The organism is Pyxidicoccus caerfyrddinensis (assembly GCF_010894405.1).
GTDB lineage: Bacteria > Myxococcota > Myxococcia > Myxococcales > Myxococcaceae > Myxococcus > Myxococcus caerfyrddinensis.
In genome coordinates this window covers 25481-43390 of the sequence record NZ_JAAIYA010000003.1, presented here as the reverse complement: position 1 = coordinate 43390, position 17910 = coordinate 25481, and the positions used below count along the sequence as shown (strand labels likewise).

The window sequence follows — 17910 nt, the reverse complement described above, 5'->3', positions numbered from 1 at the left end:
TGGTACGCGCGGCGTCGGTGCGCCCTGCCAGCTCCCTGCACGCCGTTGCCCTCCCCGCCGCGCCGCAGCGGCCGCAGCTCTGGTGGCCGCTGCTGCTCGTCGCGGCGGTGGCGTGGCTCGTGCGCATCGCGGGCTTCTTCCACCGGGGCGGCGCCTTCGGCTACCCCGTGGACTACGACGAGGGCGTCTACTTCAGCGCCGCCGCGCTCCTGTCTCACGGCGTGTGGCCGTACCGGGACTACTTCTTCGTCCACCCGCCCGGCATCGCCGTGCTGCTCGCGCCCGTGGCCGCGCTCTCGCACGGCTTCGACGCGGCGGTGGCCTTCTCCGTGGTGCGCTGGCTCGTCCCCGGGCTGGGCGCGCTGAGCGCACTGCTGAGCGGCCGCATCGTCCAGGAGCGCTGGGGCACACGGGCGGGTGTGGTCGCCGCCCTCGTGTACGCCCTCTATCCGGAAGCCACGGCCGCCGAGCGGGGCCCCTTCCTGGAGCCGCTGCTCAACCTCACCTGCCTGACAGCGGCGTGGGTGTGGCTGCGTCCCGGTGAGGAATGGCGGCGCGACGTGTGGGCCGGAGCGCTGCTCGCCACCGCGTGCGCCATCAAGCTGACGGCCGGGGCGTGGGTGCTGGCGGCCATCCTGGCTCGCGGCGCGACCGGAGAGGGCCGGCGCGTGCTGCGTGTCGTGGGCGTTGCCGCGGGGGTGGGCCTCTTGTGGCTGGGCCCCTTCTTCGTGCTCGCTCCGGACGCGATGCTCGAAGGACTGCTGCGCTTCCAATTGCTGCGTCCGCCCGACGGCGAGCTGGACGTGTGGCGCCGGCTGCTCGCGGCGGTGGGCGAGCACCATGTCGGCGTCTCCGTGCTGGGCGTGATGGGACTGCTCATAGCCCTGGCGCGCATCAGGCAGCGTGAAGCCGTGGCCGAGCGGCTCTTCGCCACGGCCTGGCTGCTCACGCTCGCAACCTTCCTGTCCTCGAAGAGCTACTGGGTCCAGTACAACGCGCAGCTCGCGGCGTCCCAGGCGGTGCTCGCCGGGCTGGGAGCTTCATGGGTGCTGGGTGTAGCGGAGCGGCGCTCGCGCACGGCCTTCGCGCTCGTGGCTCTCGCGGTGGGCGTCGCGGCGCTGTCACCCCTGTCCGCCGTCATCGAGTCGGCGAGACAGAAGGACCGGGGACTGCTCGCGCTCGGGAACACGCTCCGGGCCTCCGTTCCTCCGGACGCGGCGCTCTGCACCTTCGAGCCCGGCTGGGCCATCGCCGCGGGCCGGCTCCCCGGCGTGCCTCGCGGCGCGCCCGCCCTCGTAGATTCCTACGGCCTCATGCTGCACGACGCGCTCGGCGGCCCCGAGCGCTTCACCCACGCGAGCGCCGCGTTCGAGAATGAGCGCTCGCAGCGCGCATGGTGCTTCCCCTGCTCGCGCGCTGCGACGTCCTCGTCCTCAACGGGCGGGGTGAGTGGCAGCTCTCCGCGCCCAGCGAGCGCTGGGTGGAGGAGCACTTCACCCGAGATGGGCTCCTATGGAGACGCCGGAGCCCGTAGCCCGCGCGCCTACTGCGGCCGCAGGATGGCCTCCGGCCAGTACCCCAATGCCACCCAGGGGACGGACTTGTCGTCCAGCCGGAATCCGTGAAACGCCCTCCCGAAGATGAGCTGCTCCGGCTCCCACCCCGTGGCGCGGTGCCTGCGGTAGTAGCAGGCCGAGGAGTAGTCGGCCTCCCCGCGCTGCCACACCACCCAGGGCTCCTGCGCGGAGTCCACGACGAGCTGCAGCCTGTCCATGGCGTAGAATTTCGTCGTCCCCTGGAGCTGCTCCGGAGGCGTCCAGTCGGCGGAGGTGATGGTGGTCTTCCAGTACGAGGAGTACACGAAGCCATCCGGGTAGTTCGACGCCTGCTCGGTCCAGGCGACGATGGGGCCGTCCGAGAAGCCTCGCAGCGCGATGGCGACCCTCCCCGCGCCCCCATCCGCCAGGCCGCGGAGCGGCTTCCCCACCCGCGACCAGCTCCCATTGTCGAACTGCATCACGAAGACATGCGGGCGGTCCGAATCCGGAGGAGTCTCCGACCAGGCCACCGCCACCCTCGAATCGTCCGCGGCGAGGGCCGGGTACCGCCACATGGACCAACTCCCGGGATTGCCACTGAGCAGGTCCCCGAGGAATTCCCAGGCAGAGCCGGTCCACCGGACGACGCGCAGGCCGAGGAAGCGCTCCTCGTAGACGATGACGGGATTCTCAGATGTGCCGAGCACCATCTGGAAGCTGAAGAAGTCGGCTTGGGGTTCGAGCGGCGCCCCCAGGTGCGTCCACGACGTGCCGTCATACCGCGACACGTGAATCACGTCGTAACGGGTGTCGGGGTCCGGCTCGGTCCAGGCGAGCACCAGGTACTGGCCGTAGACCTCGAGCCGCGTGTCCGCCGGGGGTTGCGAGCGCGCGTCCATCGCCCGAGGTGCCGGGAGGCGCTCCCATGCGTCACCGTTCATGCGCTGGACGACAATCTCTGGCTTGATTGAAGGTTGGGGCGCGTACTCGACGAAGGCGATGATGGGCCGCGACCGCGGTGAATCCTCCAGGGCCAGGTCGAGGTGGCCAATGGACATCTCACTCAGCGGGGCTTCCCCCACCCGTGCAAAGGGCCAGTAGTCGACGCGCCGCTCGTAAAAGTAGAGGACGGGCTCCACGATGAGCGGATTGCCGGCCCGGTCGGTCATGTTCCGCTGCACCAGCTCGACGTGCAGGGTGGCAGGTGGGCGAAGCGGCGCGGACGGCACCAGGCGGAGGACACGGCCGTCCTCGCTGAGCACCGCCTGGTGCGCCACCGAGAAGCCATTGCCGTCCCGCAGCAGCGTGGGCGCGGCCTGGAGTGACTCGGGCAGGAGGGACTCGGTGAAGACAATCTCCACCGGCGTGTCGACGCTCGGGAAGGACGACGCCGGGCGCCAGGACGCGATGGTGGGCCCCTTCCGGTCCACCACCAGCGAGGCGCTCGGGCTCTCGAAGGTCCGGCCCTTCGCCGTGGCCCGAGCGATGAAGAAGTAGCTGCCCTCGTCAGCGGTCGCACAGTCGACGGTGTGGCGGTACGGGCTGTCGAGCGTGGTGGGGGCCAGCCCGATGGTGATGAGCTCCACCTTCTCGGGCGTCCCGCCCTCGACGGAGACGGAGAGCGTCCACGTGCCCTCGCGGCAGAGCGCCGGCCCCTTCGTCGCCACGGTGACGTGGAGCTTGGGGGGCGGCGGCTCCTCCTCCACGGGAGGCCCCGCGTTGGACTCCGACTTCAAGGGGTCACAGGCGGCGAGCCCCAGGGCCGCGCAGAGCAGCAGCACGGACTTCCAGGGGCGGGGATGACGGGGTTGCATGTGGGGACCTCGTGGAGCGGATGCAGTGTGAGCTCTCCCTTGGACACGCGAGGCGGACGTGTTGGGACTTCAGCGCAGCCAGCCGAGGCCGAGGCTTCCTCCCAGGGACAGCCTGGAGGGAGCGCCGGTCTCCGTCCGCACCCACGTGTGCCCCGCGCTCCCGAGCAGGGACACCGCGAACGGCCCACCCACGGGCAGCCACACGCCGCCCACCGCCCCAGCGTAGGGCTGCAGCGTAAGCCCCGTCTCGCCACTGCTGTGCTGCCGCTGGTTGGACAGGGTAGCGCCGCCCTCCAAGCCGAACTGGAGGTGCAGCCCGTGCCAGTCGTGCACGAGGTGGCCCACACCCAGCCTCAGCGAATAATCGTTCTGCGAGAGGTCACCCGCGGGGTGCCGTCCATGGCGGACCTCCACCGCGGCCGTCGCCAGGTTCACCCCGGACGTCGCCCAGGCGCGTTGCACGGCGAGCGTGCCCCCCAGCATCGTCCCGAAGGTCTTCACGAGGGGCCGGCCCACGCTGGGGCCGACGTGGACCATCCACGTCGGGGCCGGCGAGCCCTTGAGCGCATTCGCTTCCAACTGCTGCGGACGGAGCTGGGCGCGCGTCACCTCCGCGCGGCCGGAGTCGGGCACCTGCACGCGCGCCACCAGGGCGGTATGCTCGCCGCGCGTGGTGAGGAGGTAGCTGCCCGCGGGCAGCGCCAGCGTCGCCGCGCCCGCGCCCTTGCGCACGTGTCCGAGGAAGGGCTGGCCGTCGAGCGTGGACACCGTCCAGTCGCCGGGCTCGTCGATGGCGAGCGTCAGCAGCGACGTGGCGCGGGCGGGCGAGGAGAGGACGAGGTCCCCCTTCCCCTGGAGGTCGAAGTGGAAGCTGGGGTGCTGCGTGCCCGCGCGGGACAGGAGCGAGGACTCCACCGTGCGTGCATACGAATACGTATAGGCCTCCGCGAGCGTGACGCTGCCGTCTCCGGACACGTCCGCCGCCCCGCGCAGCGCGGCAACCAGGTGGTGCGTGAAGATGGAGCCCGCGAGCGCGTCCGACTCCTGCGCGGACTCGTCCGCGGCGGACGCGGTGATGATGACGCGCCCGGCGAGCTCCGGCCGCTCCAGATTCACGAGCACGCCGGGGATGGGCTTGAGCCCCTTGAGACGCGCCGCCTCGCCGGACTGGCAGGAGTCCACCACCAGCAGGGCGACACTCACGGGGGCGTGCTCGATGAAGCGCACCACCTCGCCCAGGGGCAGGCGCGAGCCGCCCAGGTGCAGCTCGCCCGCGTCCGCGTGGCTGGAGACGTAGACGAAGAGCTGGTCGCCGGGACGGGCGTTGGCCTGGAGGTGGCGCTCGAAACGGGCGAGCGCGTCGCGCACCGCGTCCGCGTCGGTGCCGAGCACCAGCAGGGCATCCTCGCGCCGCAGCCCGCCCACCTCTTCGAGCACGCCCAGCACCGAGCGGGCATCGCGCTCCGCGTACCGCAGCGGAGCATCCGCGCCGGTACCCCGGTTGTTGCCCACCGCGAGGGCGAAGCGGCGCGGCGCCTCCTCCGGAGTCACGGGCTGTGCCGCCACCACGGCCGCGAGCAGCAGCGCGAGCGTCATCGCGGAGCCTCGACCTGGAGCGACACCGTCGCGTGCGCGGCCCCCGAGGGAAGCCCCGCGGGCTCCTGGCATGCGGCCTCGCTCGGGGCGCCGGAGCACTCCGACCCGTGCATGGGCACCCAGTCACGGACCTCGTCGAGGCTCAGCGGCGACTCCGAATAGATGGCATGCACCGCGAAGTCTCCCCGGGTGACCTGGAACAGGGGCGCGGGCTGCTCGGCATCCAGCTCGCCGCTGCGCGCGGCCCCCGAGGGCCACAGTGCCTCCACCTGCCCCTCGACGTCCACGGAGATGACCAGCGCATACCTGCGACCTCCACTCCTCAGCCGCAGCGCCACTTCGTCCCCCTCGCGCAGGACGGGGTTCACCTGGCCGTCCAGCAGTCGCAGCAGCTCCACGCCGGGTGGGCCCTTCACGCGGAGGACCGGCTTCACGGGCAGCGTCCCCGTGGCTGGCGTGTCTCCCGACAGCGGGCCGCGGAGCAGCACCACCATCGCCACGGTGGCCAGCGCGGGGACGAGCAGCCAGCCGGAGAACCACGAGGCCGCGGGCCGCGACGGACGCCGCGCCGCCTCCGAGAGGACGTGGGCACGGACGCGGGAGAAGTCGGGCCGGGCCCGGACTCCGTCCGCATGGGCTCGCAGCCGGGTGACACGCGCGTTGCAGGTGTCACAGGACTCCAGGTGTGGCGGCTGGGGGCCGCCGGCCATCACCTCGTCCAGGACGAGGTCCGACAGGTGTTCACTCATCCGGCACCTCCACGCACGCCCCTGGGCTCGCCCAGGGCGCGGGCCAGGACGCTGATGCGCTGCACCTCGCGCACGATGGTCTTCCTGGAGAGGCCCAGCACCTGGGCAATCTCCTCCTGGGACAACCCGTCCAGGTAGTACAGCGTCGCCACGGTGAGGCCGCGCTCGTCCAATTCGCGCGCGAGCTTCACGAGGAAGTCCCTGCACTCGGTGGAGGCGAGCGCGTCCACCGTGCCCTCCGGTCCGTCCGCCTCGGGCGCCACGTCGCGCAGGGCGCGGGAGCGGAGCATGTTGAGACAGACGTTGGTGGTCACCCGGTAGATGAACGTCATCGGCCGGGCCTCGCGCCGGAACTCGGCCGCGGACTGGAGGAGGCGGATGCACGCCTCCTGCACCGCGTCCCAGGCATCCGCCTCCCGCTGAAGCAAGGCGAAGGCCCTCCGGTACATGCCTGGGGCATACCGGTCGTACAGCTCCTGGAGCTCCGTGGCGCTCAACCCTTGGGACATCTTCACCGGATTGGACACGCGAGCCGCGGAAGTTGGGACATCGGAGGGTGAACGCTACTCCACACCCACGGGCAGGAGCCCCCGCTGGCGCAGGCGCATCAGGGCCGAGGACACGGTGACCTCCGTGCTCCCGAGCTGCTTCGCCAGGGACTCGCGGAGCGCGGAGCTGCCGCGCGCGTCCAGGGCGAGGGCCTCGATGGCGCCATGCACGCGGCGGTCGAAGGCGAACTCGACGGAGGTGCGCTGGACGAGCGTCTCCACGATGGCCAGCGCGGCATTCGGGCCACGCGCGGACTGGTAGGTGCCACCGGTGGAGATGGACAGGCGACGGAAGGCACGCTCCAGCGCGGCGTCGTAGTGCGGGTGCACCGAGGGCACCATGGCGAGCGCATGCAGGAAGATGCCCTGGGCCTCCAGGTGGTTGGTGAGGCCGTCGAGGTCCCAGCCGCTCGGGTCCTTCTCGCGGAAGCGGTCCGGAGCGTGGCCGCCATCGCCGCCGCAGGCATGCGGGGGCGCATCGCCCACGAGGACGACGACCTTGAAGGCGCCCTCGCGCCAGGGGAGCTTCGCCGCCGCGTCGAGGCCCGCGAAGACGGCCTCGGCCGCATCGAGGTTCGACGCGTGGCTGAAGACCTGGGCCGCATCGAGCGCCTTCGCGAGCGCGGAGACGTCCCGGGTGAAGGAATGGACCTCGAGCACCTCCGGGAAGCCGTGGTCACGGTAGCCGGAGAGCGCCACGCACAGGTCCAGGTCCGGAACCGCCGTCAGCGCGTCGAGGATGCGACGCACGTGCGCCCGCGCCTGCGCGATGAAGGAGGTCATGCTGCTGGTCAGGTCCACACAGAAGACGAGGTCCAGCCGCGAAAGCTTGTCCACGAGACACCCCCGGGTACGGGCCGCCCTGCCCTCAGCGGCACGGCTCCGACGCCTTGGGTGTCACGGGCCTGACGTGGAGACGGGGCCGCGGCTCCCTTCGGTCCGAGGCTCAGAGTGACTTGTGTTTCAAGGACCAGGGTCACTGAGGTGAGCCACCTCAGGGCCAGCGATCCACCGGCGTTAGAGGCAGTTCCCGCGGCAGCACGGCGGCGCCCGCCTTGGAGCCTGACAGCACAGGGACGAGGCCATCTCGGCCACCCAGGACGAGGCACACGGGGAAGGTGCGCCCGTCGGGAAGCTTCGCCTCGGAGTAGCGGACCATGGCGGCTGGATCGCCGAAATACTCGAACCCCGTCCAGAGTCGCCCGTACAGCAGCGTGCCATCCGGCAGCGTGGGGTCTGTCCACGAGTAGCCGACGACACGACCCACCACGGGCCCGTCCTGGTACGTGCCGCGCTGGCTCTGATCCCCAGGCTGGTTGATGTCCACGACCGCCTTGCGACCCTTCCCGGTGTCCATGTCGAGGACCCGGAACATGGCTTCACGGGCCTCCTTGGGGCAATCACCGCGCTCTGGCTTCACCTGAGCGGCGGGGCAGCCCATGCTCGTCACGGAGCAGAGCGCCGCAGCCAGAAGCGTGGTGATGCTGGAGCGACGGGCTTCAGGTGCATGGGGCGTGGGGGCGGTGGGCATGGACGGGCTTCCTTTCTCGGGGGTGGGAGGCAGTGTGCTCAGCCCCACCCAGAGGGCCAGAAAAAGCACGGCGAGGCCGCGGAGGCCCCACGTCAGCAAACGCCGCCGCGGCCGCGAGCTCACGGCAACAGGGGTTTCCGGGGCACGCTCCGTCGCCGGCGCATGCGGCGCCTCCGCGACTTCTGCCCTCTCCGGCCCCTCGGTTGCTGCTTGCGGCACCTGCGCTGCGTCGGCGGATGGAGGTGCATCAGCGGCAGGAGAGACCGGAAGCGCCGACGGGCCTGGTGTCTCCGGGGGTGGGGCATTCTCGGCTGGAGGCGACATGGCCAGAGACACCTGCCACTCAGGCTTCTTGCGCTCCTTGGCGGCCTCCCAGAGCGCTTGGAGCAGTGCCTCCGCGCTGGGGTAGCGTGCCTCCGGGCGCTTCTCCAGCAGGCGCATGACGATGTCGCTCAAGCTGCGCGGCACCTTGGGGTTGAGCACGTGCGGGGCGGCTGGCGTCTTCGCCATGATGACAACCACCAGCGCGTTGTACGGGAGCTTGGGGTCGAAGGCGTAGCTGTCGGTGAGCGCCTCGAAGAACAGCAGGCCCAGCGCGTAGAGGTCCCCCGGCATGCCCGGGTCGAAGCGAGCCCCTTCCTTCCACGTCTCCTCATGGAGGAACTCCAGGCATTCGGGAGGGACCAGGTGCGGGGCTGTTGGCGGCACCCCCACCGTCAGCGTGGCCATGCCTGGCAACCGCGCCGCCCCGTAGTCGAGCAGGTGCGGTGTCTCGTCCACCGTGCGGATGAGGATGTTGTCGCTCTTCAGGTCGCGGTGGCTCACGCCGCGCCGGTGCAGCGCCCCTACCTGGCGCACCACCTCCGTGAAGATGTCCATCAGGCGTGCCGCGGACGGCTGGGTGCGCCAGCACCATTCATGGAATGTCTCCCCCTCCACGTAGTCGGTGACGAAGTAGAGGTAGCCCTGGGGCGTGGGCCAGTGGTCGACGGAGTGGAGCTTCACCCCCGTGTCGTAGGCCATATGGATGGCCGCCTCACGAGAGAGCCGCCCGTGGACGTTCTCCTCCTCGGGGGCATGGGGACTGGCAGGGCGCAACGCCACCTTCAGCATGTAGGGCTGGCCGGGTTGCTCGTCCCGCTCCACCTTGAAGGCCCGGCCGAAGCCGCCGGCACCGAGGGACTCCAGCACTCGCCAGGGGCCCACGCGACTACCGGGCCCGAGTTGGTCAGGGTGGAAGAGAGGCGTCGTCATGGCGTGGGTTCCCGTGCCGTTGCGTGATGCGCTCTAGAAAACCACTCCGCTCAAGGGCAGCAGTCGACCACCCTCCTTGTCCTTCAGCTCCAGTCGGAATTTCTCGCCCAGGTCCCACCAGGGGGCTTCGGTACGCACCAACAGCAGGCCCTCCTCTCCGGGAGCCAGGTGTGGCCTGTCGACGCGCGCGGAGAGCACCTTGACGGGAGCTCCGTGCGCGGACGTCAGCCGCACTTCCCCCAGCGTCCACCGCCGCGCGGCGGGTCCGTTGCTGAGCTGGACTACGACCAGGGCCCACTTGCGAGTGCGGTAGCCCGCGCCGCCCTCCAATCTCAAGCCGCTGGCGTTTCCAGGTGGCACTTCCGCGTTGAAGAGCGTGGCGCGAATGTCCTCGGTGAGCCACCCGGCCAGCACCGCGCTCTCGGGCTCGCTGTCCCCACAGCGGGCCTGCAGCGCGGCGAACTGCGCCTGCACGGTGGCCAATGCCGCCTCGAGGGCGTCCGCGTTGCGCGCGCGGCGCACCACCTCCACGGCTGCATCCACTTCTCCTTCGCCCGGTACAAGCTCGAAGGTGGCCTCCTGGGGAGCGGCGCTATCGGCGAATCTCACGGTGAGCAGCAGTCGCTCGCTCGGCGCCAACGCCACCTTGGGCTTGAGGATGAGGGTGCGCTCCTCAATGACGACACGCTCGAAGTGGGTGTCTCGCCCCGCCAGTTGCACTCCCTTGGGGGCCAGTGCCGAATCGAATGTGAGGGTGGTGAGCGTGCCCCGCGCCACGCGCACGGTGGCATCCTGCGTGCTGGCGGGCAACGTAACGGACCTCTGCCGGAGGAGGGGCGCCGGGAGTTGCTGGGCGGTGGCCGCGCTCGTCAGCAACAGGGTCAGCAGCGGAAGCCAGTACACGAAGTGGGGCACGCGAGGGACAACCTCCGGGGTCGTACCCTAACAGAGCCTCAGTTGGAGCCTGCCCCGCGAAGATGCTCCCCATCGAGGCAGCGTCTCGCTGAGGCCCGAGGCGCAAGGGGCAGATCACCGACTGGGAGACCTTCGCGGTCAGCCGGGAGGGCGATATGGCTGCCCACCGCGAGCTGTTGGCTCGGTAGTGCGAGCATCCTGGCCTGGGCTACGCCCGCCCTGCCGGGCTTGGTGCTTGCTCCCTTGCCTACAGTTCCAGCACCGACGGACCCTGTCGGGCTTCCTTCTGCCGCAGGCTCCACTCTCGCTCGGGCGGGCCGAAAAGTGGGCACGGTCGAGGTGTCACGGGCCTGACGTGGGAGGCCCGGATCGAACGTGTTCGTGGAGCAAGGGCAGGCAAAGCGTTGGGTACTTGGGAGTCAGGTCCGGACTCTCCTCAGGCGCACCCTTGCATTGACTCCTGGCGATGCGTCCCTCGGCGTCAGCAACGCTCCGGATTCAGCATCCGCCATTTCGACGCCCAGCGAGGCGAGCTTCTTCATCGCCTCTTGGAACCGAGGACCTCTCAGACGCTCTGGCACCTCCAGCCCGAGGTCGGTCAACACGTTGCGGAGACTGCGGGGCCTGCCCCAATCATGGGAGAGCATGACGAGGAACCGCATCGCCGGAGCAACCACCGTCTTGCCGGTGCTCTCGTCGTCATCGAGCACTGCTGGGGCGATGGCTCTGGGCTCCTTGGTGGGCTTGGGCGATGCAACAGGCGTGGGTGTCTCCAAGAGGAACTCAGGACGTCCGGACTCCTTCCCGAATTCTGAGGGCACTTCTCCCTTTACGAAGAGAGTGTTGGCGAACTTCAGCAGTTGCTCTTTGCTGAAACGCGCCAGTTCAGGCGAGTGGTAGCGGCGTCCTTGCCAATGAAATGGTCGCCGCAGAAGACGATGGAGATCGTCGCGTTGAAGCTCAAGGAGCAGTTGAGTAACGGAACCGCCGTACACGGCGTGCAAAGCCTGCCGGAGTTCCCCTTCCGAACGCCGTCCTGGAAGCTTCCGAGCGGCAGCTAGACTGCGAAGCCCTTCGGCATCGAGAAGTTGAAGAATCTGCGGGACAAGGCTCGGCATCACCCCTCCTGGCTTTAGCTGTCCAAGTATGCCCCAGAGCCAGCAAGCGTACGATGCGAGCCGGATGCAGAAGTCTGCTCTGCCCCTTTCAGCGCGGCCCGCCCAGAGTCCGCATGAAGAACATGTTCACATCGTCGGAGTAGTAGCGGTCCGCGGGCGGCTCGGGGCTGTGGGGCTGTCCCGGCATGATGAGCAGCTCGAAGTGCTTGCCCTCCCGGATGAGCGCCTCGGCCATGCGCATCGTCGTGGAGAGCGTTGCATTCACGTCGCTCGTGCCGTGCATCATCTTGAGCTGCCCCTGCAGCTTGCCCGCGAGGGCGACGTTGGACCCGGCCTCGTAGGCGGCGGGATTCGTGCCCGGCAGTCCGAGGTACGGCTCGTTGATGATGGCCTCCTCCTCCAGCGCTCCGGGCGCTCCCGCGTAGCCGGCCTTGAAGAACTCCGGCGCCGTCAGCATGCCGCGCAGCGCGAAGTAGCCGCCCCACGAGTGGCCATGGATGCCGACCCGCTCCAGGTCCATCCACGGACGGGTGGCGGCGGCCTGCTTCACTCCCGCGACGTAGTCGGGAATCTCCGTCTGGCCCACGCGGCCGTAGTTCGCATCCTGGAATGCCTTGCTCCGGCCCGGCGTCCCCCGGGGGTCCAGCAGCACCACCACGAAGCCCAGCTGCGCCATCGACCCGCTGATGAGCGACATGCCGTTGCCGAGGTAGTTCCAGGGCACCGTCGTCATGAACGGCCCGGCATAGATGTACGCGATGACCGGGTAGCGCTTCGTGGGGTCGAAGTCGCGCGGCTTGTAGAGCACCCCGTGCAGCGGCGTGACGCCATCCGCGGCCGTGACGGTGAGCGACTCCGGAGGCTTGAAGCCCTGCTCCACCACTGCGCTCACGTCGGACGTCGTGAGACGGACGCGCGGCTTCCCATCCGTGGAGCCCACCTCCCGCAGCCGGGGCTGCGTCCTCGAAGACCACGTGTCGACGAAGTACCCGCCCGACGGCGCCAGGGTGATTCGGTGCATGCCCGCGCCCGACGACAGCCGCTTCAGCGCACCGCCCTTCAATCTGCCCCGGTAGAAGAGCTGCTCGTACGGCGCACCACTGTCGGCGGAGGCCACCACGAAGATTGCGTCACCTCCAGGCCCGACGCCGACCACTTCGTGGACGGGGAACGCGCCCCGTGTCACCTGGCGGATGAGCCGTCCCGACACGTCATACAGGTACACGTGCCGCCAGCCGTCACGCTCGGACATCCAGAGGAAGGACTTGCTGTCCGGCAGGAACCGGACCTGCTTCGCAAAGCCGCCCGCCTCGAGGTCCAGCCCCGCCACGAAGGTCTCCGGCCGCTCCTCGCGCAGCACGCGCCGGCGCTTGCCAGACACCGGCTCCACCGCCGTCAGGTCCAGCCGCTTGCCGTCGCGCGAGAGGTGGAGGCTCAGCGCCTCGCCACCATCGGGCCGCCAGCCGATGAAGAAGTCGTGCGTCTCCTCCTCCACGGGAGCGATGCGCGTCACGCGGCCCGTCGCCAGCTCGACGATGTGGAGTTCCCGCTTCGGCAGCGGCGTGCCCGACTTCGCATAGGGCACCCACGTCACCTTCTCCAGCGCGGTGGAGTAGTCCACCACCGGCACCTTGTGGACGCCGCGCAGGTCCTCGCGCAGCACCGCCAGGAAGCGGCCATCCGGCGACCAGGGGTTCTCCGGGATACGCCAGCCGAGGTGCTCCTCCCCGGCGCGCTCCACCACCAGGCTCCCGTCCGCACCGCGCACGGCGAAGCCACCGCCGTCACGCTGCTCCGCGACGCCTCCTCCCGATGGAGCCCCGAAGTGCGTCCGAGAGAGCTCCAGCGCGGACCGGTCCTCCGGAGCGAGTGCGGTGACGCGGCCATCCGCCAGCCCCAGCCTGAAGGCCTTCCCTTCGTGCCGGAAGACGATGCCCTTCTGGTCCGGAGTGATGGCGACCTCGAAGAACTTCAGCGCGGAGACGGGCTTGCCTGCCAGCTGCGAGAGCTGGGCCCGCAGCTCGGCGCCGGACACCAGCGGCGTCGCCACTCCCGTCCGGGCGTGGAAGAGCATCCACGTCCCTCCGTCCTTCCCGTCCTCCGACCAGAACACCAGCCGGTCTCCCTCACGGAGCCACTTTGGAGGGACGAGGCTGTCGCGGGCGAGCAGCGGGAGATGGAGGAACCGGTCGGCCAGGTCCAGCCGCTCCTGGAGCTTCGCGTCCGGGCCCGGGAGCGCCACGGCGGGCACGCTCGCGAAGGCCGTCATCAGGATTCCGACAGCAAGCAAGAGGCGTCGCATGCCAGGAGCGTACGAAGCCGGATTCTGTAAGACCAATATCTCTTTCGAGGCGAATCGAGACGGATATCGTCTGGATATGGAATTCCGCCAGCTCCAGCTCTTCATCGCCGTGGCGGAGGAGCTCCACTTCGGCCGGGCCGCCGCGCGGGTGGGCATGGCGCAGCCGCCATTCAGCCAGCAGATTCGCAGGCTGGAGTCGGAGCTGGGCGTGGAGCTCCTCACCCGCACGAGCCGGCGCGTGGCGCTCACGCCCGCGGGGAGCCACCTGCTGGAGGATGCCCGCGCGCTGCTGGCGAAGCGCGCGGACGTCATCACCACCGTGCGGCAGGCGGCACGGGGAGAGACGGGAACGCTGCGGGTCGGCTTCGCGGCGTCCTCGGCCTTCGGCGTGCTGCCCGACATCGTGCTCCGGTTCCGGACGCGCTTCCCGGGGGTGAAGCTGGAACTCGATGACCGGGGGACGCTGAACGTCGGCGTCGCGCTCACCACCGGTGAGCTGGACCTGGCCATCGTGCGAGCGCCCTTCCAGCATGACGGGGTGACGGTGGAGCGGCTGCTGCGGGAGCGCTTCGTGCTCGCGCTGCCCACCCGGCATCCCCGGGCCCGTCAGAAGGTCATCGCCCTGGCCTCGCTGGGAAGCGAGCCCTTCGTCCTGTTCCCCCGGCACTCGGGGCCCGGCCTGCATGACACGGTGACGAGCATGTGCCTCGCCGCGGGCTTCTCTCCGCGCATCGTCCAGGAGGCCAGCACGTGGACCTCGGTCATCGGCATGGTCGAAGCGGGACTCGGGCTCACCATCGCCCCGATGTCCGCCCAGGCGCTGCGTCCGAAGGGCGTGGTCTTCCGGGCCCTGCGCGACGCTTCGAGCTACGCGGAGCTGTCCGTCGCCTTCGCGGGGCCGCATCCCTCTCCCGCCGCCGCGCACTTCCGCGCCGTGGCCCATGAAGCGGTCGCACGCCGGCAGTAGGCGACGCGGCGGAAGAAGTACCAGCTCCGGGGCACGAACCACGCCCCCGTCGAATCGGAGCGCCGCGAGTCCGGCACGAAGACGCGCCCCGCCTTCACCGGGGCGCGCCTCCGCTCAACGCCTCACCGCGCCGCTACGGCATGGGCCGCGAGCCCGCCGACGGCGCCGAGGGAACCGCGGGCCAGCCGTTGGGCCACGTGATGGCATCCACGAGCATCACCCGCGCGGTGTGGGCGCTGTTCCACGCGTGGTAGACCATGTACGTGTCGCCGCCCGGCCCGGTGACGACGGAGTTGTGTCCCGGCCCCACCCAGCCGCCGCCCGTCTTGAGGATGGGCGAGCCCAGCTTCGTGTACGGACCCAGCGGGCTGGTAGCGCGCGCGACGCCCACGGCGTAGGTGCTGTTGTAGTACGCGTTACCGCTGTAGAAGAGATAGTAGTAGCCGCCCCGCGCGACGACCCACGGCGCCTCGACGACGCCACCCTCCCAGGCGAGGTTGTTGCTCATGAGCGTGCTGCGCGTGCCGACGAGCGACAGGCCATCCGCCGCCAGTTGCTGTCCGTAGATGGGCGTCGGCTGCCCCACCGCGTTGCCGTCCGCCTTCCACACCAGGTACGGCACCCCGGCCGTGTCCTTGAAGAAGGTGGCGTCAATCATGCCCATCCCCGTGTCGTGCACCAGCGGCCGGCCCAGGTCCGTGAAGGGCCCGAGCGCGCTGGCCGAGGTGGCCGCGCCAATGGACAGCTTCCCGTCCGAGTGCCGCGCGGTGAAGTACGCGATGAAGCGCGTGCCCACCTTGTGGATTTCCGGCGCCCAGAAGTCGCCCGTCGCCCACGTGGGCTTGCTCGCGGAGGGGAAGATGTGGCCCGCGCTCGCCCACGTCACCAGGTCCGTCGACGTGCGCAGGGCAAAGGCATTGGCCGCGCCGCCCGACGTGCAGGCGGCCACGTACCGCGTCCCATCATGGATGACGCCCGGGTCCGCGCAGTCCACGTTGACGACCGGGTTCTGGTACAGCCCGCCGCAGCCCGTGTACCGGAACGACATGCCACACGCGCCGGAGCCGCTGAAGTACGGCTTCCAGCCGTTGGAGAGCACCGCGTACGAGTTGGTCCCCTCGTTCGTGCAGCCCCTGTCCCAGAACACGCGCCCGCCCGCGTCGTCATACTGCGCCGTGTGCCCCGACGGCTTCAGCCAGGACGCGGCGTAGGTGATGCGCGTCGCGCACGCGGTGGCCCCGGCGCAGTCCGTGTCGAGCGCCAGCACGCACGCGTTGTTGCCGGTGAAGTACGGCTTCCAGCCGTTGGAGAGCACCGCGTACGAGTTCGTGCCCTCGTTGACGCAGGTGCCGTTCCACGTCACCAGGTCGCTCGCGATGTCGTACTGCGCGGTGTGTCCCGAGGGACGAATCCACCGGTCGCCGTAGGTGATGCGCGTGCTGCACGCGAGCGCCGCGCCGGTGGAACCGACCGGAGTCTCGGTGTCGGAAAACTCTTCGCCACAGCCGGATGCGAGCGTCGAGAGGACGCTCGCGAACGCGAGGGCCAGGATTCGGGGGGACTTCCTCATGGGAACACCTCCAGATGGAGGGGCGCGAGGTAGCACGAAATCCCCGACAAGTCAGCCAGACCTGCCTTCCGCGAGACATGCCAGACACATCGACTTGACGCGATATAACAGCGCTTATACATATCCGGCATGAGCACCGGCAAAAGCCCCACCCTCGGCACGCTGTTGCGGAACCTCATCGAGCACCTCGACGGCGCCGTGGAGCAGGCCTACGAGCGCGCTGGTCTGGACTACCGGCCGCGCTACACGCCCATCGTGCGGACGTTGATGGCGCAGGGCCCGGTCTCCATCCGCGCCATTGCCCAGCAGGCGCAGGTCAGCCACTCCGCCGTCAGCCAGACAGTCTCGCAGATGGTCAGCGCCGGCCTGGTGGAGCTCCAGCCCGGCGCCGACGCCCGCGAGCGCATCGTCGCCCTGACGCCACAAGGCCGGGCCATGCTTCCCGCCCTGGAGCGCCAGTGGGCGGCGACCAACGCGGCGGCGGACCAGCTCGACAAGGAGCTCTCCGCCCCGCTGTCCCGCGTCCTCGCGGAAGCGCTGCAGGCGCTGGAGCGCGAGCCCTTCGACGCGCGGCTCGAGAAGGCGGCCGCGAAGCTGAAGCCGTCACGCAAGAGCAGGTCTTGAGCGCAACACCCCGAACCCACACCTGGAGCCCTCGATGCCTTCACGAAGCCTGACCGCCGCTTTGACGGCGCTGATGCTCACGCTGTCCCCCGACCCCGCGTCGGCCCAGGTCGCGCCCGCGTCCGAGCGCTCCGCGCCGCGCACCCTCTCCGCCGCCGACCGCGACGCCGCGCTGGCCGCCATCATCGCGGCCATCCGCGAGTCCTACGTCCTCCCCGAGAAGGTGCCCGCCATCGCCGAGCGGCTGGAGCAGTCCCGGAAGGCCGGGCGCTACACCGTGGACGACGCGGCGCTGCTGGCCGAGCGCATCACCCTGGACCTGAAGGCCGCCAGCGGAGACGGCCACCTCTACATCCACTACAACCCCACCGAGTACGCCGCCGAGCTGCGCCAGCTCGCGCATGCGCCACCGAGCGAGGGCGCGGACAGCGACGCGCTCTTCCGCCAGGAGGCCCTCAGGAACCACCACGGCCTCGCGGAGCTGAAGCTCCTGCCCGGCAACCTCCGCTACCTGCGCATCACCGGCTTCGAGTGGGTCCGCGACGAGACGGGCGCCGTCTATGACGACGCCCTGCGCTTCCTGCGGGACGGCGACGCGGTGGTCATCGACCTGCGAGGCAATGGCGGCGGCGAACACGCGGCCGTGCGCTACCTGGTCAGCCACTTCCTGGACGGGGACCTCCTGGAGATGACCTTCCTGGAGGGCTCGAAGCCACCGGCGCAGTCGCGCACCCTGGAGCATGTCCCGGCGGGCCGGCTCAAGGACAAGCCGCTGTACGTGCTCATCGACGGCGGCGTGGCCTCCGCGGGCGAGGCGTTCGCCTACGACGTGGCGCAGTTCAAGCTGGGCGAGCTGGTCGGCACGAAGACGGCCGGCGCGGCCAATAACAACCGCTTCGTCCCCATCCACCCCGGCTTCATGCTGAGCGTCTCCTTCGGCCGCCCGGTGCATCCGGTCAGCGGCACCAACTGGGAGGGCGTCGGCGTCCCGCCCACCGTGGAGACGCCGCCTGCCCAGGCACTGGAGGTCGCCCAGTTGCTGGCCCTGAAGCGCCTGGCGGGAGCTCCGGGTGTATCGCCCGAGGCCCTGGCCGACTACGAGTGGGCGCGGCTCGACGTGGAGGCGCGCCTGAAGCCCGTCTCTGTCGCGGCGGCCCGGCTGAAGCCACTCGCCGGGCGCTACGGTGAGGTCGAGGTGAGCGTGCGCGAGGGCGCGCTCTGGCTGGCCCGGCCCAACCGTCCCACGCGCCGCCTGTCACCGCTGACGGCGGATGGGCTGTTCGCCGTCGACGGCTCCGACAGGCTGCGCGTGAGATTCACGCCGAAGACGCTGGAGACGCTGTGGCGGGGAGACCCGGCTCCGCGGGTGTATCCGCGGAGCTGA

General features: G+C 70.2%; 14 protein-coding genes. 4 read left to right on the top strand and 10 right to left on the bottom strand.

Annotation, left to right across the window (positions count from 1 at the left end; translation table 11 throughout):
* The first annotated feature begins 17 nt into the window (after positions 1 to 17).
* Positions 18 to 1625, top strand: a complete 1608-nt coding sequence (locus G4D86_RS07235; protein ID WP_240360092.1) for a hypothetical protein — start codon at positions 18 to 20, stop codon at positions 1623 to 1625.
* On the opposite strand, the gene G4D86_RS07230 is transcribed toward G4D86_RS07235, so the two are convergent.
* From G4D86_RS07230 to G4D86_RS07190, 9 genes are all read right to left on the bottom strand, one after another.
* Positions 1544 to 3352, bottom strand: coding sequence for an Ig-like domain-containing domain (locus tag G4D86_RS07230; RefSeq protein ID WP_163990962.1), 1809 nt, complete (start codon positions 3350 to 3352; stop codon positions 1544 to 1546). The two genes, G4D86_RS07235 and G4D86_RS07230, sit on opposite strands and share 82 nt — an antisense overlap.
* Before the next feature lie 69 nt (positions 3353 to 3421).
* Complete coding sequence (locus G4D86_RS07225) at positions 3422 to 4948, bottom strand: caspase family protein (protein ID WP_163990960.1); 1527 nt, start codon at positions 4946 to 4948, stop codon at positions 3422 to 3424.
* Positions 4945 to 5697, bottom strand: coding sequence for a hypothetical protein (locus tag G4D86_RS07220; protein WP_163990958.1), 753 nt, complete (start codon positions 5695 to 5697; stop codon positions 4945 to 4947). Before G4D86_RS07220 ends, G4D86_RS07225 begins: the two co-directional genes overlap by 4 nt.
* The gene (locus tag G4D86_RS07215; protein ID WP_240360091.1) at positions 5694 to 6194 is read right to left on the bottom strand and encodes a sigma-70 family RNA polymerase sigma factor; all 501 of its coding nucleotides are present in this window, start codon (positions 6192 to 6194) and stop codon (positions 5694 to 5696) included. The genes G4D86_RS07220 and G4D86_RS07215 overlap by 4 nt, the downstream gene beginning before the upstream one ends.
* A 66-nt stretch (positions 6195 to 6260) precedes the next feature.
* Positions 6261 to 7082, bottom strand: coding sequence for a vWA domain-containing protein (locus tag G4D86_RS07210; RefSeq protein WP_163990956.1), 822 nt, complete (start codon positions 7080 to 7082; stop codon positions 6261 to 6263).
* Between the two features lie 157 nt (positions 7083 to 7239).
* The gene (locus G4D86_RS07205; RefSeq protein ID WP_163990954.1) at positions 7240 to 9030 is read right to left on the bottom strand and encodes a serine/threonine protein kinase; all 1791 of its coding nucleotides are present in this window, start codon (positions 9028 to 9030) and stop codon (positions 7240 to 7242) included.
* A gap of 33 nt (positions 9031 to 9063) precedes the next feature.
* Positions 9064 to 9945, bottom strand: coding sequence for a DUF2381 family protein (locus G4D86_RS07200; RefSeq protein ID WP_163990952.1), 882 nt, complete (start codon positions 9943 to 9945; stop codon positions 9064 to 9066).
* Positions 9946 to 10364: 419 nt separating this feature from the next.
* Entirely contained in the window at positions 10365 to 11063 is a 699-nt protein-coding gene (locus G4D86_RS07195) for a hypothetical protein (protein ID WP_163990950.1), read from the bottom strand.
* An 88-nt stretch (positions 11064 to 11151) separates the two neighbouring features.
* Positions 11152 to 13365 (bottom strand): S9 family peptidase, encoded by a 2214-nt coding sequence (locus G4D86_RS07190; protein WP_163990948.1) that lies wholly within the window; start codon positions 13363 to 13365, stop codon positions 11152 to 11154.
* Between the two features lie 76 nt (positions 13366 to 13441).
* Here G4D86_RS07190 and G4D86_RS07185 point away from each other — a divergent pair, with 76 nt between their 5' ends.
* A complete protein-coding gene (locus G4D86_RS07185; RefSeq protein WP_163990946.1) occupies positions 13442 to 14332 on the top strand; it encodes a LysR family transcriptional regulator in 891 nt (296 codons plus the stop codon).
* A 133-nt stretch (positions 14333 to 14465) separates the two neighbouring features.
* Here the strand turns inward: G4D86_RS07185 and G4D86_RS07180 are convergent, their stop codons facing one another.
* Positions 14466 to 15902: a glycoside hydrolase family 43 protein gene (locus G4D86_RS07180; RefSeq protein ID WP_163990944.1), complete on the bottom strand. Its 1437-nt coding sequence runs from the start codon at positions 15900 to 15902 to the stop codon at positions 14466 to 14468.
* Positions 15903 to 16031: 129 nt separating this feature from the next.
* On the opposite strand from G4D86_RS07180, the gene G4D86_RS07175 reads away from it, so the two are divergent.
* Together G4D86_RS07175 and G4D86_RS07170 are read left to right on the top strand one after the other, a co-directional pair.
* Positions 16032 to 16526, top strand: a complete 495-nt coding sequence (locus G4D86_RS07175; protein ID WP_163990941.1) for a MarR family winged helix-turn-helix transcriptional regulator — start codon at positions 16032 to 16034, stop codon at positions 16524 to 16526.
* A 34-nt stretch (positions 16527 to 16560) separates the two neighbouring features.
* A complete protein-coding gene (locus tag G4D86_RS07170) occupies positions 16561 to 17910 on the top strand; it encodes a S41 family peptidase (RefSeq protein ID WP_163990939.1) in 1350 nt (449 codons plus the stop codon).